Origin of the sequence: Winogradskyella pacifica (assembly GCF_003386275.1) — a bacterium.
GTDB classification, from domain to species: domain Bacteria; phylum Bacteroidota; class Bacteroidia; order Flavobacteriales; family Flavobacteriaceae; genus Winogradskyella; species Winogradskyella pacifica.
This window is the reverse complement of record NZ_QREI01000001.1, coordinates 565,816-582,405: the sequence shown is the minus strand read 5'-3', so window position 1 is coordinate 582,405 and position 16,590 is coordinate 565,816. Positions and strand designations below refer to the sequence as shown.

9 protein-coding genes are annotated in these 16,590 nt (G+C 32.8%); 3 read left to right on the top strand and 6 right to left on the bottom strand.

Features of this window, described 5'->3' with window-relative positions; all coding sequences use genetic code 11:
* The first annotated feature begins 1 nt into the window (after nt 1).
* A complete protein-coding gene (locus DFQ09_RS02440; protein WP_115807996.1) occupies nt 2-802 on the top strand; it encodes a hypothetical protein in 801 nt (266 codons plus the stop codon).
* 541 nt (nt 803-1,343) lie between these two features.
* Entirely contained in the window at nt 1,344-1,574 is a 231-nt protein-coding gene (locus DFQ09_RS02435) for a hypothetical protein (RefSeq protein ID WP_115807995.1), read from the top strand.
* 99 nt (nt 1,575-1,673) lie between these two features.
* Here the strand turns inward: DFQ09_RS02435 and DFQ09_RS02430 are convergent, their stop codons facing one another.
* The 4 genes from DFQ09_RS02430 to DFQ09_RS02415 form a co-directional block, all read right to left on the bottom strand.
* Nucleotides 1,674-5,339, bottom strand: coding sequence for a metallophosphoesterase (locus DFQ09_RS02430; protein ID WP_115807994.1), 3,666 nt, complete (start codon nt 5,337-5,339; stop codon nt 1,674-1,676).
* Nucleotides 5,340-5,353: 14 nt separating this feature from the next.
* Complete coding sequence (locus tag DFQ09_RS02425) at nt 5,354-7,690, bottom strand: hypothetical protein (RefSeq protein WP_245940294.1); 2,337 nt, start codon at nt 7,688-7,690, stop codon at nt 5,354-5,356.
* Between the two features lie 16 nt (nt 7,691-7,706).
* Nucleotides 7,707-8,876: a Pycsar system effector family protein gene (locus tag DFQ09_RS02420; protein ID WP_115807993.1), complete on the bottom strand. Its 1,170-nt coding sequence runs from the start codon at nt 8,874-8,876 to the stop codon at nt 7,707-7,709.
* Nucleotides 8,877-9,163: 287 nt separating this feature from the next.
* Nucleotides 9,164-10,504 carry a M20 family metallopeptidase gene (locus tag DFQ09_RS02415; RefSeq protein ID WP_181897131.1) on the bottom strand — a complete coding sequence of 447 codons (1,341 nt, stop codon included), beginning with the start codon at nt 10,502-10,504 and terminating at the stop codon, nt 9,164-9,166.
* Nucleotides 10,505-11,136: 632 nt separating this feature from the next.
* Between DFQ09_RS02415 and DFQ09_RS02410 the strand changes: the two genes are divergently transcribed.
* On the top strand, nt 11,137-12,318 hold the full coding sequence (locus DFQ09_RS02410; RefSeq protein WP_115807991.1) for an MFS transporter: 1,182 nt from the start codon (nt 11,137-11,139) through the stop codon (nt 12,316-12,318).
* Between the two features lie 175 nt (nt 12,319-12,493).
* Here the strand turns inward: DFQ09_RS02410 and DFQ09_RS02405 are convergent, their stop codons facing one another.
* On the bottom strand, nt 12,494-15,376 hold the full coding sequence (locus DFQ09_RS02405; RefSeq protein WP_115807990.1) for an alpha-amylase family glycosyl hydrolase: 2,883 nt from the start codon (nt 15,374-15,376) through the stop codon (nt 12,494-12,496).
* Between the two features lie 64 nt (nt 15,377-15,440).
* Nucleotides 15,441-16,580 carry a SusF/SusE family outer membrane protein gene (locus tag DFQ09_RS02400; RefSeq protein ID WP_181897130.1) on the bottom strand — a complete coding sequence of 380 codons (1,140 nt, stop codon included), beginning with the start codon at nt 16,578-16,580 and terminating at the stop codon, nt 15,441-15,443.
* Between the last annotated feature and the right edge of the window lie 10 nt (nt 16,581-16,590).

The following is a 16,590-nucleotide window of genomic DNA, read 5'->3' as shown; positions in this document are numbered from 1 at the left end:
TATGACTTTAAATAAAATAGGTCACTTGTGCTTTCTAGTATTACTAGGAGTCACGAGTGGCTTTTCTCAAAGCACCAAAATAGAACGTGTTTATAACGTAGCTGAAGCAAAACAAGGTGTGGCAGTGGATAGTAATTATTTTTACGTAATTAACAATTCAAGTATTGTTAAATACAATCAACACGATGGAAAAGAATTAATAAAATGGCAGGATTCTACTAAACAAATAAAGCATTTAAATAGCGGTATTATTCTAGACCAAAAATTATATTGCACCCATTCTAACTACCCTGAATCACCTATGGTAAGTTCTATAGAAGTGTTTGATCCCAATACGTTGAAGCCTATTGAAAATATTAGTTTAGGAATATATCTAGGCTCTGCTACTTGGTTAGATTTTTACGACAATCATTGGTATGTGGCATTTGCACATTATAGGGGCAGAGGTGAAAGTGAAGGAAAAACGAATAGCTGGACCCAATTGGTGAAATTTACTAAAGAGTGGCAACGGATTGAAGGGTGGATTTTTCCTAAAGATCTAATAGAAAAGTTTGGAACTAGAAGTAATTCAGGTGGAGTAATAACTAAATCCGGAACTATTTTAATCACAGGTCATGATAACAAAGAGTTATATGAACTTAGATTTCCTGAGTTGGGATATACTTTAGAGTGGACTAACACTTATGATATTCCGTATGAAGGCCAAGGTATAGCCTTAGATAAAATTACAGATTTAGAATTAGTGTTATACGGTATTATTAGAAAAGAAAGTAAAGTATTAAAAATACGTATAATACATTAATATTAACTTCTGTAAAATCACAAACAAGCATCGTGATTTCCTATGATGTAAATAGAATTACTTATGAGCAATGAAGATAGTCTTCCAACCCGTTTAAACAATTGTCAATAGACAAAACTAGATGAACTCACAAAGAGAGGTTTCTTTTTTAGGAAAGGGTAAGTATACGAATTGGCAGGACAATGGCAATTTTGTATAGGATGGGTGCAGATTTTCGATAATGAGAGGCTTTTTTTTGTTTGTTATAATTCTGTTTCTATGATGTTATAATTAAATATCTAAAATACTTTATGGTTTAGCTTCATTTCTTAGCATAGTAATTTTTTAAAAACATGATGAATTATAAAACTAAAATTAGGTGACTATTTATATAATTACCTTAAAAGTGTATTCTATTATCTTTAACGTTGTTTTGTCATTGGTGTGTTGTTAAGATAGCATATATATGTGATAAAGGGGTAATGCTGTGACTATATTTTTCTTCCGAATTTTGTACCAGAGAAATTAAATAACTCTCTTCTATTAATTTAAAAAAAGAACTATGAAAAATATAGCCATAAGCCCTACGATCTGGCAGCCGATTTCTTATTTAGCTTATATCACAGATAAAAAAGAAAACCCGAATCGAAAAAAAATCAAGGATGCGATTATTAAAACAGCAGGTAAGGACTCTCGTAATGGAAAATTAAAGTCTGGTGTTATGAGTTCTTTGAATTCACTCAAAACCATTTTTATTGAATCAACAGTGTTTACAAATACATTTCACGTATAATTTTAAAGCCTGATTCTAGTTATAATTCACAAATAAAAAGGGTGCTCAATTGAGCACCTTTTTATTTGTCATTACATAAAGTATTGATAATTATAGTTTTTAAAAATCAAAGCCCATTCCAAAGGAAATTCTAACACCGTCAGAAGAATTAAAGACTCCTAAATTTGCGGATAGTAAATCTATAGCATTAACAAAAACTCCTCCACCATAAGCATTATGCCATTTTTCAGAGGTATCATCATTAATCCAAACACGACCATAATCAAAGCCTCCATACATACCTAGCTTTATAGGTATTAATTTTGTTTTCATACGGTTGAAACTATATCTCAAATCTGTGTTTTGATAAAAGGCATTCTTTCCTGTAAAACGTTGATTTCTGTAGCCTCTCAGTCCATCGAGTCCACCTATTGAAGCGGCTTGGTAGAATTCAAAACCATCACCAAAATTTAAATGACTTTTTAATTTAGTTGCGAAAACCAATCGTCCTGATGGATTTAATTTTCTAGCAAAGCCTATGTCTGTTATAAGATATCCAAAATTACGATTGCTGACTTCTAAATTATCTTTATAACCTGTTTCAATAGAGAAATTCATGCCGTTAGTTGGGTAGGCTTCATTATCGTAGTTAGAGTAGGTGTACTTTGCATTTACACCACCAAAATGTTCTTCGTCAAACACATTACTTGGCAATAAATTATTATCTGATACAAAACGATTATCACTGTTTTGAATTTCATTAACCTCATAACTAATACCAAAATGAATAAGACTTCCACGTTTAGAATTCCAGATCAGTTGCGGACTTAATCTGAAAACTCTAGTTTTTACGCGGTTATAGTCTAAGCCAAAGTCGTCATCATTATTTTCAGTTTCATTACCATAACCAAAGAAATTGACGCTATAGTTAGGACTTTGAAAATGTGCTTGAAATCCAAAATTTAAACTTCCAATAACATTTGCAAACTCACCCTTATAATTTAATTCATAACCATCAGTTGCAAAATAATAGGCAGCTTTTAATTGGTGTTGTGATGTAAATGGGTTGCGTTCAAAACCATAAACGGTGTAAGTATTAGTTAAACCTAATTTTAATCCGTCGTCTGGGTTGGCACCTAAGGTAGGAATGATTTGATTGACATTGTTTTTGATTTTTCGATAATCATACACGTTTGTATTATAATCGTCTGTTAATTTAATTCTAGCTTTTTTAGCTTGTGATACATCATTTTTCTTTGATTTGTAATCGTATATCACAATGTTTTTACCAGATTCTACTTTGTAATCATCATTGTTTTGTCCACCAATAAAACGCACTTTAATTTTAGAAATTTTTCCCTCAACCTCAAAGCTATCGTCATCGTCTAAACCGTATATCCAGATTTCTTTAGTTGATTTTGGTTCATAAATTTTATGATGAAAACGATCTTTAATGGTGTCATCTTTTTTGCGATATAGAGAGACTTCTACCTGTCCGCTTTCTAAAGCTTTAACATGGATATAGTCGTCTTTATTGGTGCCTGTTACGACAGCATATCTACTAATTAGTTTTACGTATCTATCTGAAATCTTTTGAAGATTAGCCCGTCTTTCTTTTAAAATGTTTTTAATTTCAATAATAGATTGAGGATCTACTTCTTTAGGAATATTGTTAAAAGCATCATCTATAACAGCATCTGTAATTTGAGATTGAATGAATTGTACTTGTTCATCCCAATCTAACTTATAAGATTCAGGAATAAAGGCGACATCTAATGAGAAACCTGAGACATTAAATCCTTTGACATCTTTTAAATCGTCTTCATATTTTCTAAATTTTCGCGCTGCCGGAATAAGTTTTACTCCAGAACCAAACAAAAAGCCATCAGACATTTTAGAAAATGCAAAATCTCTATCTCTTGGTAAGGGTTTATAAATTGTTTTGCCGTCGTTTTCAAATACCAACCAACGCCATTGGTCTTGATGCCTGTCTGCATCTCCAATAAGCATGTCAAACAAGCGTGCTTTTATAAATTCTTTTTCGTCTATAACCTTAGATTCGTCACTTAGCACATCTTGCAACATATCTACTGTGCTCACAATCTCTCCTGTGAAATTGCCAGATGCTAATTCGTTATGACCATCAGAAGGGTGTTCTTCAAACAGGTATAGTTCGTTTCCAAAACCGTCGTTATAAGCCCCTAAGGCACTTTGTTTTGGAATATAATATAATTTAGGATTTAAATGAGCTAGGTTTATAGCATTCGATAATGCACCTACTGCAAAAGGGGCGTATGGATAGGCACCGGCAAAAATATCTTCTAATAAATCTTCGGATGCTGTTTCTGTAAATTGTCCTTCAACATATTGATCCTTAAAAATAGCAGATTGCATAAATTGGTCTGCTTGCTTTTTCATAGCGCGCATTACATAGCGTTTTCCGTTTGAAGCTTTTAAATGAAGCGTTTTAGATTGTGTACCACCTCCTTTTCTGAAAGGTTTTAAACCCCCCATCAAGGTATCTAAATTAGCGACCTTCGCCTTAACATTTGTACTGTATTCATCTCTATAGCGATCTCCCCATAAGAATTTATAGAAACCTGATTTATCGGTGTCTTCTTTTGAATAAATTGAAGCACTTATAGAATCTGACGTTATTTTGGCATACTCAGTTTCAGAAATCTGTTCTGGCTGTTTTATTTGTTTATAAAACTCGACTTCTTCTGAAGTTGAATTAAAAAACTGAACATCTACACCTTTATCATTTCCTATATTTAATACCGCATAACCAGGAATAGCATGTCCGTAATTATCAGAATTACGGATTCTTAAAGGTGTTGTTTTAGAACCCGAACCACTAACGATTTGAGATACATTATCAGACTCCAAATATTGCAAATTATGCTCATGTCCTGATAAGAAAATTACATTTTCGTTTTGTTGCGCTGTTGCAATTAGATTTTTTCTTAATTCGTTATAAAAAGGATTAGAAAAGTCAGCATTTACAATACCAGTAGATGTTCTTAAAATATTTTTTAGGGTACCAAGAACAGGTATAGGTTTCATGTTTTCTTTTACACCATAACGGCCATTATGTGGTCCGTTGCTATACATAGGATGGTGAATGGCAACTAAGGTAACCTTACCTCTAGCTTTTTTTATTTCACCTCTAAATTCGTCTAAAAAATCAGCTCTAGTTTTTATTTCGCAATCATCATTAATTGTCGGGTGATTATTCCAGTTGGTAACGTACCAGTGTGAATCTACAATTAACATAACAATATCATCGCTAATGTTAATTTTTTCAATCGGACAGCCGTTTTCTGGTTGAAACGTATTTTTTCCCAAGGCGTCTTCAACCATTTTTTCTTGTTCCTTTAGTCCTTTTAAACCGCTGTACCAATCATGGTTTCCTGGGATGAAATAAACACTTCCAGGAAATGTTTTGGCAACGTCTAATTGAAGCTTTAAAGCATGTTCTGCCGCTTCAATGGCTTTATCATTTTTTAAAGGTATACCGCGTGGATAGATATTATCTCCTAGAAACAAAAGGAAATCGTCTTTGTCTGCTTTTTCAAATTGAGTTTGTAGATTTAATAATGTTTTAGGTGCTGAGCCATCGTCTTCAGGCTTTCCTACATCTCCAATTAAAAAAACATTGGTGGTGTTTTTATCAATATGCTTAATTTCTTTAGCACTAGCATTAACATTATGCGCATTATAAGTAGCACAACTACTAATAATTAATCCCATACTAATTAAACCCAATAGTAGTTTTGCTTTCATTCTGTTATCTTTTCTTATGCGGTTTGTAAATCTTCTATTGTAAAAATATCGGATACTTTTTTAAGTTTTCTGTTTATACTTACTCTAAGCGCTTTCATTCCACTCGCACCTTGAAGTTCTTCTAACTCTACTATTTCGAAATCATTTTCAATATAATTTTTGGCTTGTAAAAACTCGAAATAAGCCAAGTATTCTTTTTCTATGGCATTGCTAGAATACACTACAGAAAGTTTATGCGGTTGTGTTAAACGTTCGTTTGTATTTTTAATATGGGCTTTATCAATACGTTTTTTAATCATTTCATAACGCACATTATAGGCCCCATCAACATCAAATTGTTTTTCATCTATGCGATAGCGAATTGTAATCGGAATGTCATAAGCAAGGATTAAGGATGCCACTTCTAATTGCAAAGGGAATTCTTTTTGCTTTTCGTAATACATTGCTTCCATTTCGCAAGTCACCTGAAGTTGCCACAAACGTAAGTTGTACAACACCGTTGGATGATAGTTTAAATGCTTAGAAATAGATTGTCCTATATATAAGTTGTGCTCAATACCATCTGTTTTAAATTTCTCAAAATAATGCGGAAATATTTCTTGAGCCCTAAGTTGTTGTTGGTCTAAAAATGAAGACAAGGCCTTATTTCCTTTCTCAATAGTAGTATCATAAGCTTTTCGGGCATCATATAAACTACTTGTTGCTTTATCAATCGTTTTAAGAAAATCTTCGACATCTTCGACACCTTTAGAATTATGCTGAAAATGTTCGAATAATGGAAAGAGTTGTTTTTCGAAAAAAATATTAATTTCTTGTTCTGAATTGGTGTGAAAATTATCTTCTAATTCAACCAAATAGTTGTCAATTTGAAAAATTAATTGTTCGTAAAAGGGGAGGTTTATTTTAATCCTATTTTTAAGAATGTCTTTGCTTTTTTCTAATTGCCTTGTGAGGTCAATTCTAATGGCTTCGTTTCTGGCATTAGATGAGCCAACCACATCAATTTGCCCAAAAAGAGGAACGACATCTTTAAATACGATCTCTTTAAATACCGGGTTTTCTCCAAAATTTCGTTCTTGTATGTATTTGCTAGCTTCTTCTTCAAAGCGCCATTGCACAGAAGGATGAATAGCTGTACATTCTTGTTGTATAATGGCACTAATTTCATTTTGATGTTCAGAAAATGTACGTTTAGAATAACTAATAATAAACGGCAAAATGGTATCTAACTTTACCATATTAATGGCATTAAGCTGATTGGGTTTAAACGCTGCTAATTCTATAATAAAACCTAATTCACCATTAACAGGAACAGGAATAAGCGCAACACTTTTTAATCCTTTTTTTAACAAAGCATTACTTAGTCTGTTACCACCACTTTTTTTGTGATACGTTTCTACATTTGAAATAATAATAGGTTTGCGATCTTTAAATAGTTGACAGTTGATGTGCTCGCAAGCGTATTCGTTAATGCTTACATCTTCATCAGCTACTAGCGTTAGCATATTAAAATTTCTATCAAAAGGAGAGATGATTTTGTCGTGTTCTACGCTGTAGCTCCCAAGTTGTAAATCGGGATTGTTAAAAATGCGTCTAATGTCTTCAATTAAATATTGAAAACTTTCACTATTAGGCTCTATTAAATGGGTTTTAAAATCATCTATGCGTTCGTCTAATGAGGTGTCTATAAGGTTTACTATTCCAAAGCCTTCAATGGTCCAAGAATCTTTTGGAAAGTACTTTTCCCAGATTTCAATATTATTTGCGTTACTTAACAATTCATCTAAAATATCATCTGTAATTTCAATGGCATTTTCGTTGGGATATATGTCTAAGAAATCGGCATTAAAAGCCACGCGATAACGCTTTCTGTTTCCATTTTTGTCTATAATAGATAGGGTTTTGGGTCTTTCGAAATCGACATTGAATTTGTAATGAATATTTAATATAATAGCATAGGTGAGTAGATCAAAAGAGTCTTCATAATCCTTATACAATTCATTAAAAATAGTATCGCTTACTTCTGCATTGCTAATAATGTTCTCTAATCTAGAACTGCAATAAAAAACCTCACTTGTATACGGAGTTACTGCAGCCTTAATTTCGTTTTCAGATAAAGCTGAAGGGAATATATAAGACATTAGCTGATCTACGATGGGCTTATTCTTTAAGAAATCTTCCGTTGTAGTTGATCCGGATGATAAAACAGGATACTTTTCAAATAATTCTAAAGCTTGCTTCGCTTGTGTTTGCACCGAAACATTACTTGATTCTAATAATCCTTCAAATTTATCCTTCAATAAACGTAAAGATATATTTACCTTGAAGGGTCCTGTAGTTTTATTCTTCATATAGTTTAAATTAAAATTATAAAGGCATGTTTATATAATAACTGTATATAAACGATGCTGCCGATATAATGATTCCGAACATAAAAACGGTATAAGTGATGCGTAGTAACTTGTATTTTCTATTAAGGACTAAACCTAAATAATACAAATCTTTTGTAAGTGAATTGTATAAGGTATCTTCATTATCCATTAAGTAGTCGATTCCCCATTCAAAATCTTGCAAATTCATTTTATGAAAATTTCCAAAAAATAGAATGTTTGTTTTATTCTCCTTAATCATTTCTTTTGTGATGGCGACATTAGATATTTTAGGACGCGTAGATAGTACCGATAATATTATAGAGGCGACACTAGAAAGTGTTAAGATTAAAGTCGGATACACTAAAAATAAATTGGATGGATTATCTAATTTTGGAATTAAATTAGATAAAGCAACCGAAATAATAATAGCGTTTACAGAAAGCAGGATGTTGGCTTTGGTATCTGCAATGGCACTTAATTCTATATGATTTTTTAATTGTACACGATACATGGTTTCGACACCTCTACCAAATCTTGTGCTTTTCTTTTTTTTCTTCTTTTTTTTCTGAGATATTTTATAGATCCTTTTTTGAACTTCTAATAGATTAAGTTCCTTTTTAGGCTGCCAAATTTGCTTAGCAGAATCGGAATAAAACGAATGGCCTTTAAGAAAGTCGAGGTTCTGTTTCATCCATTCTATCTCAGAAAGATGATTGCCATTTTTAGCATTCTTTTCTTTAAATAAATTCTCTGAAATATCTAAATAGTCATCAGAAGCAATATGGCCACAATCGGCATCCCTAATTATAGATTCTAGTTTATTATTAGGTTTAAGCTCAATTTTTGTTGCTAGAATTAATTGCTCAACTAAATTCCGTGTGTCTTCAGGTACATTTTGTTCCTTTAGAAAAGAATGCGCAATCTTAACGCTTTCTTCTTCATGACCAAGATCTGTATAAATGAAACCCGTATCATGAAACCAGCCAGCCAACAACAAGCCCAAAGTATCCTGTTTGGTGCATTGTTCTCTGTTGGCTAATTCTGTAATACTAGCAACAACGTTTCTAGTATGAATAGCATTATGATAATAGTTTGTTGAAGCTAGCTGCTTATTTAGCAGTTCTGCAACGTATATTTCTACATCGAGTAAGAGCTTTTCTTTCATATTACAAATTTACATTGTTTTAATAGTCGAATAAAGTGATATTTACTATCATTTTTTTATAAATGAAGGATATTAAGGCCTGTGTTATACCTAAGATATATTCATTTTAAAACGTTTTTAGTCTAGAAATTATAAATAAAATTAGTGTCTAGATATGATAATTATTTTGTGCTTCCTGATATTTTTCGACTTGTATTTAAAAAGTCAAAGCAAGATATAATTGAATATTATAACATATATAAACAAGAACGTTTTCTGAATTTAGTAGACAATTTAAAACAATTACATCAATCTGTAATGCATAGTTCCATAAAATGGATATAAGTTTGTGTTCCTTTTTCTATAATGCCTTTTGGAATCCGTTCATTGTAGTTATGGATGGTTTCTAAGTATTTACGTTCTAGTTTTATAGGAATTAAGGAATATGCAGGGATGTTATGTTCTCTAAAAACACTGATGTCATTGGAGTTTGGTAATAGTACAGACGCCGTTTTACTTTTAGGATAACTTTTAAGTATAGCGGTATTTAAATGTTTAAAAAAGGAGGTTTTGGTTGAAGAAATCCCTCCATCTTTCATTTCACTTATAATCTTTATTTCTATAGCTTCATTATCTAACTTAGCTTTTAGATTGTTTATAAACGTTTGAGACGATTCGTCTGGAAGCAATCTGCAATCTAATGTCGCCATTACTTTGGTTGGTATAGCATTAACTTTTTCATTTTCGTCTTTTATACTTGTCAGCGTAATGGTGTTAGAAAATAGAGACAGCATCAAAGGATCTTCTTGTAGTTTTTTTAGAATTTCTTTTTTAAACAATTTAGGGTGTCTTAGTGCGTATCCTTTAACACCACCATTAAGTTTTCCTAACTGCTTTAGTAAGTTCGTATTTATACTATTGAAAATGACATCAGGTTTATCACTTAGTAATTTATTGAGAGCAATAACCATTTCCTTATTCGCATAGTGAAAAGGAGTTACAGCACTATGTCCATTGGTTTTAATTTCGAGACTAAGCTCTAGCCATAATGCTCTTTTTTGAGCTACGGAAATTCCGAATAATGCTAAATCTGGTTTAGCCTCAATAAGCCCTTTTATTGCAGGAGGGCCTTCTCCTAAAACGACAGCTGCGTTTAAATCGTTGAGATAATTATCTACAACATATTTAATACCTCCATCGCATTGTGTTTCTTCACAAGATACCGATAGAAACGTAAAATTATAGTTGAGTGATTTATTTTTATAGCGTTTAGCGATTTCGATAATACTGAATAGTTGCATTACTGCAGCACCTTTATTATCAAAAGCACCACGACCCCAAATTTCTGTATCTGTAATTTTTCCTGAAAACGGAGGGTATTCCCAAAGCTCATCATCTCCAGCGGGTACAATATCTAAATGATTTAGAAAAATAACATTTGGTTTTTTTTGATCTAGAGGAAAAATGGAAGCTGTAAAATTGTAATTACCATTTTCATTTCCCATTTGGGTAATATGTAGGCCATTCTCTATACATATACGTTTAAGAAACTCACCAGCTTCCAACTCTGAACCACTTGGTGAATTTATCTGCAAGTATTTGCTTAAGATCTCTTCCACGCCATATGCCTTTTTTTCATAATATATCATAGTGGCTTTTTTAGGATCTGTTGATCCATAAGAGTGATGTGGAACAATCATCACACATAAAAAAACAAATACAAATTTTAGAGCCCATAAATTACGGAAAGAAATTCTAAGATATTGGGATTGAAAACACATTTGAAAACACTTTTTATCTGGTTTTAAAGCAGAGTAGGTTAGGAATTTGAAATATAAAAAATAATCAAAAGGAAATAGATAAAATGAGGCCTAGTTTTTTGTAATGTTACATGTTTTATGAATTGAAGCCTTATAGGAGGCTTTGATTATCGCTATCGTAAAAATAGACTAGTTAAACTAAGTTATAAGAAATTAGAACCGATGTTTAAAACCTAACGTATAAAATGCTAAAATTTTAATAGGTGAAGGTTGGTTTAGAGTGAGATAATATATTAAAAGTGTTTGTAGCCCTTTAGCCTTTTTAGACTAAGAAATTGGAGGTGTTAAAGTTAGCTTCATGTTTTGTAATAATCAGCTCTTCTATACTAAATTAACTACTGAGTTTTAATATAACATTAACAAGGTTAAAATAGTATATATATAAGATAAGCAACTTGTGATGAGATCAAGGTTTTGTTTGGAAATTTGCACTCTAAAATTTAGGTAGTAAATAGCATTTTATGAAAGTTGAATTTTCTAATAAAAAAGCCTTATTGTCATTGGCAATTGGTGGTTTTGGAATAGGGCTTACCGAGTTTGTAATAATGGGTATTTTACCAAATGTTGCCAACTCTTTAGCGATTACCATCCCACAAGCGGGTCATTTTATTTCTGCCTATGCTTTAGGTGTGGTGGTTGGCGCACCTTTATTAACGAGTTTTAGTCATAAGTTATCTCCTAACCGTATGCTTTTATTGTTGATGGTATGGTTTACTGTTTTTAATACACTCTCGGCTTTTGCAACAAGCTATAATATGTTATTGGTGGTGCGTTTTTTATCTGGACTTCCGCATGGTGCATTTTTTGGAGTAGGTGCAGTGATAGCGGGGAAATTAGCTAAAAAAGGAAAGTCGGCTCAAGCTATTGCGGTGATGTTTTCAGGACTTACAGTAGCTAATGTCATAGGAGTTCCTATAGGAACATATTTAGGAAATCAATACCACTGGAGTGCGTCTTTTCTAATGGTTGGTGTTGTTGGTCTATTGACTTTAGCGAGTATCTTTTACTGGATGCCACAATTTAAAAAAGAAGAGAAACAGCCTTTGAGTGAAGAGAATAAGGGGCTTAAAAATCCTGAGCTTTGGGCATTAATTGCGCTTACAACCATAGGAACAGGTGGTTTTTTTGCATGGTATAGTTACATAGCTCCATTATTAACCGAGGTGGCGCAGTTTTCTGATAACGTAGTGAGTTATGCAATGATAATTGCAGGATTAGGCATGTTTGTAGGGAATTTTTTAGGAGCAAAAATGGCAAACCTATTTACACCTTTACGTTCAGTAATGATTAGCCTTTTAGCAATGGCAGTTGTTTTAATAGTAAATTCATTTCTCGCTTCGAGTGGTGTGTTGGCTTTGATACTAACTTTTATAATAGGATTAATTGCTTTTAGTATTTCAACACCTATACAAATGGCTATAATTAATACAGCTAAAGGTTCTGAAATGCTTGGCTCTTCTATGAATCAGAGTGCTTTTAATATGGGAAATGCCATGGGGGCATATTTAGCAGGATTGCCAATTGCTTATGGTTACAGTGTAACGTCGTCTTCATTAGTTGGTGCAGCTCTTGCTTTTTCGGGATCTATAATTGCCATATCAATATTACTTTATAGACAGCGAAAAATTAAGAAAACTAGTTAATAAGAAATCGACTTTAATGTTCAATTAAATGGTTTGAACAAAATCGTCATACTAAGGTATTTAAATACTAAAATGGTACACGTGTAACTATAAGTTACTACTAATAAATAAAGGTGCTCAATTGAGCACCTTTATTATTATTATTATTATAAATGTAATATGAAAAAATTAGTAATTAAAGCTTTATTAGTTTGGTCGTTAATGTTTGGTTATTGTCATTTTGAACCTTAACCATATACATTCCTGAATTTAAAGAGGACACATCAAAAGTATCAACTCTTGTAAAATCTCCTTTAAAAGACTTCACTAATTTACCTGTTAGATCGTACACTTCAACATTTGAAACATTAACATTAATGCTAAATGTTGTTTGTGACGGATTAGGATAAATACTGAATCCTAATAATTCCTGATCATTAACACTTAACACCTCTGAAGCTTTGTTTCCTAATATTCTAAACTGACCAGCAGGTATTGTAATTGTTGAGGTAGAGTTGCTAACGGTTGTGTTTCCTGTAGCGTCCATAAGATCATACCATGTAGTGGTTACACCGCTAGGGAAATTGGTGTCAATACTTTGAGAGACAACATCAAAATTAGCATAAATAATTACATTTTTTAATTCTGAAGTTGGAATTGAATTATCAAAAATATCAATTCTTGGAGTTAAATCTCCTGAAGTAATTTCGTAATCACCTTCAAAAACGGGTTCTTCGATTTTAAGTTTGTGTAGTTTAGACCAGTCTTCATAAATCTGACTTCTAAGCGCATCGGTTAACCAATTATTTGTCCATTGTGGTTGAGGTTTTGTATCTAATTTACAACCGTCGTTATTATAGCTCCCATCGTTACAAGTAAAAATAGAAGTATCCATTCCTAGTTCTCCAAAATGCCATATCATTTTTGGACCAGGCACCATTACAGAAACAGCACCTAATGCAGACATTCTAGACAATGCGGTATTTAAATCGCGTACATTATGACTGCTATTGCTAGTGTTACCAAAGGCTACATTTTTGTACATTAGACGTTCTTCATCATGACTTTCAGTATAGCCAACCAATCTTGGTCCGTTGAAACCAGAATGTGCTTTATGCCCCATTCTGTTAATGTTTTTGTTACCACTTTCAGCCATTGTGATTTCTGCGTATTGGTTATTCATATTTCCCCACATCATCACACCTTTCCCCTCACTAAGTCTGTAGTTAGCCCATTCTTTTTCTTCATTGTCAGATCCTAAATGCTCAAAAATCACATAATGATCAGGGTCTAATGCCCATGAATGATCGGCATATTCTTTTAAAACATCCACACGGTCTTGTTGGTAGTTTCCGGTACAGCCTTCATCTCCGCCATCAGAACCATTTCCACAATTTTGTGTAAATCCTTTTGTCAAATCCCAACGGAAACCATCAATTTTATATTCTTCAATCCAATATTCTACAACTTGTTTTACGTAGTCTCTAGTATAATCTGAACTGTGATTAAAATCATTACCAACACTATATGAGTGTGTAGGTAAGACATTAAAATAAGGGTTTTCGGTTGAAGGACCTCCCCAACCATCACCATCTGGATCATCCATCCACATTCTGACCATTGGATTTCTTCCGTAAGCATGATTAAAAGCGATATCTAAAATAACGGCAATACCATTTTGGTGGCAAATATCAACGAGTTCTTTAAATTTTTCTTGTGTTCCATAAAACTTATCAATAGCCATATGAAAAGACGTGTTGTAACCCCAACTTTCGTTCCCCTCATATTCCATTATCGGTAATAATTCAATAGCATTGACATTTAGATTTTTGAAATAATCAATTCTATCAATAATATCTTGAAAATTACGATTAGCATCAAAATCTCTAATTAAAACCTCATAAATAACTAAATCTTCTTTAGCAGGCTTTGTGAAATTAGTAACTTCCCAATTGTAAGGTGTTTGTCCGGTTTGTAGAACGGTTACTTCACGTTCTTGACCCGCAGGATAAGCTGGCATATTTGGATATGTTGAAGCCGAAATATAGGGATCATCAAAAGGAGATAAAACCAAAGGAGAGTATGGGTCTGCTACTTTAACCAATGAAGGCGATCCAGATATTGGACTTGCATCACCAACCCAATATTGGTAAGTTTCAATTTCACCAGCTGTTAAACCGGTTAACTCAATCCAAAATTTAGTTGATGAGTTATCCTTTTTCATCGCATATGTACTTGTAGGATTCCAATCGTTAAAACTTCCAGCGACATATATAAAATCTTTATTAGGAGCATCCACAACTAAAGTGGCTTTTGTAGGGTCAGAAGAATTATAATTAATTCCATCTATCATATTTGCAGGCAATGTTTCAATAACTGTACTATTAACAATTATTGAAAATTGCTTAGAGATCATTGAAGATCCTTGTGTGATAATTAATTCGCAATCTTGGTTTTGAGTCAAATTAGAAAACAAATATCCATTGTAAAATGTTGTATTGTTTTGTGTATGAACACTGGTTCCATTTGCGAAAAGTTCATAATTAGCAGGTCCTCCAGTGTTTTGAGCTAAAATTTGAGTGTTAGCACCATTATTAACAACAACAATTCCATTTGCACTTGCTGAAGGGTTAATCATTGTAACTTGAAAAGCACCAACATTGAAAATAAAGTTAGCACATCCGGACGCTTTAAATTGTTGAGATCCATCTTCATTTCTAAAAACCATTCCCATTTTGGTTACACTATTTTCTTCAGCCGTACTTAGACCAAAATAAGTGTTTGGTGTAATGGTAATACTCCAAGTGCCATCACCATTATTTGTCATTTCACCAACACCATCGTCAAATCCCCAATTTCCTATAACGGCAATTCCGTATTCATCACTTTCATTTCCCACACCTAAATGTGCATAAACTTTTGATGGGTTATTAAAACCATTACAGTCTGTCTCAGTACTATTGGCATCGATTGTTATCGTAACCGTTTCGTTTACTAAAATAGGACTAGTGCTAGTTGTAACTTGAGCGATTGCTATTAAAGGAAGTAATAACAACAAATTAAGTAAGATTTTTTTCATAATAAGATTTTTAAAAGCTAAAAAAGGCTATGATAATTCATAGCCTTTTTTTTAAATATGTTTATTATTCTACAGCTATTAAAATGTAGCTACCATCTAGGTCATTAAACCAAATGTTATAAGTTCCAGCCGTAACAGGTATATCTGCTCCTCCTAGGTCTCCAAAACCACTTATAGCGTTTGCACTACCCCAACTAATATCCCATGCATCATCTGCTCTGAATTTTAGGAAACCATCACCTAATTCTACACCATTCATATTCCAAATATGTGGATCGAACGTTGTTTGCGTCATATCAGTGTCTGCATCCCAACCTCCTGCAGTTGAATCTCCAATGATACCAATAGTAGCATATGTTGCAGCTGCTGAAGCATCATAAGTTTCTAACGTATAGGTCATTTCATCAATGTTTAAATTAAATGCATAATAACCATCTGCAGAGATTACAAATGCTGATGGGTCGTCTGTACTACCATCATTTACAGCTGCTTCTCCTGTGTTTGCACCAGCTCCCCATTGTGGTTGCCATTGTCCTAATACTTCAATTAATTTAAAACCTTCAGGATTGGTAGCATCTGGTGAAAAATAACCTGTATAACTATAGATGTTTTCATTATCAGGGTGTCTAACTAAAGGGGTGTTGTTATTTAAATTATCCCATCCTGCTGCAGTAGCGTCACCAATTAAAAATAAATTTTTGAAAGTTTCTTCAACGACAATGTCACCACCAAGAAGTCTTAAGTTTAATGCTTCAGTTTCAGAAATTATTTCTAAAGTAGCATCTGTTCCTACAGTAGCTCTTACTCTAAAATATACACTACCAGCATCTGGCATATCTTCTGTATTTGGGTCAGCATCTAAACCAGCTTCTTCTGCGTAATCTAATAAATTACCAATAGTAACAGCATAGGAATTTTCGTTAGTCGTTCCTACGATCTCCATATCGCTAAAATCACCAATTATCGATTTTTGTAATTCGTAATTAATGTTTGTTTCTATATCAAAATCAGCATCACCCCATGTAAAACGTTCTCCTAGATTTGCTGAAATAGAAGGTATTAAAAGATATTCTGATTGAAATGAATTTGTAAAAACTAATTCACCATTAGGTTGCGCAATATATGTTAAACTGTCGTCAGTATCACATGCATTAAAGCTAATTGCAGTGATAAGTAATAGCGCTATAAATTTTATAGTTTTCATTGTTTTGAAT

Coding starts and splice junctions, on each gene's coding strand:
- DFQ09_RS02440 (WP_115807996.1), top strand. CDS start 2: ATGACTTTAAATAAAATAGGTCACTTGTGCTTTCTAGTATTACTAGGA.
- DFQ09_RS02435 (WP_115807995.1), top strand. CDS start 1,344: ATGAAAAATATAGCCATAAGCCCTACGATCTGGCAGCCGATTTCTTAT.
- DFQ09_RS02430 (WP_115807994.1), bottom strand. CDS start 5,339: ATGAAAGCAAAACTACTATTGGGTTTAATTAGTATGGGATTAATTATT.
- DFQ09_RS02425 (WP_245940294.1), bottom strand. CDS start 7,690: ATGAAGAATAAAACTACAGGACCCTTCAAGGTAAATATATCTTTACGT.
- DFQ09_RS02420 (WP_115807993.1), bottom strand. CDS start 8,876: ATGAAAGAAAAGCTCTTACTCGATGTAGAAATATACGTTGCAGAACTG.
- DFQ09_RS02415 (WP_181897131.1), bottom strand. CDS start 10,504: ATGATATATTATGAAAAAAAGGCATATGGCGTGGAAGAGATCTTAAGC.
- DFQ09_RS02410 (WP_115807991.1), top strand. CDS start 11,137: ATGAAAGTTGAATTTTCTAATAAAAAAGCCTTATTGTCATTGGCAATT.
- DFQ09_RS02405 (WP_115807990.1), bottom strand. CDS start 15,376: ATGAAAAAAATCTTACTTAATTTGTTGTTATTACTTCCTTTAATAGCA.
- DFQ09_RS02400 (WP_181897130.1), bottom strand. CDS start 16,580: ATGAAAACTATAAAATTTATAGCGCTATTACTTATCACTGCAATTAGC.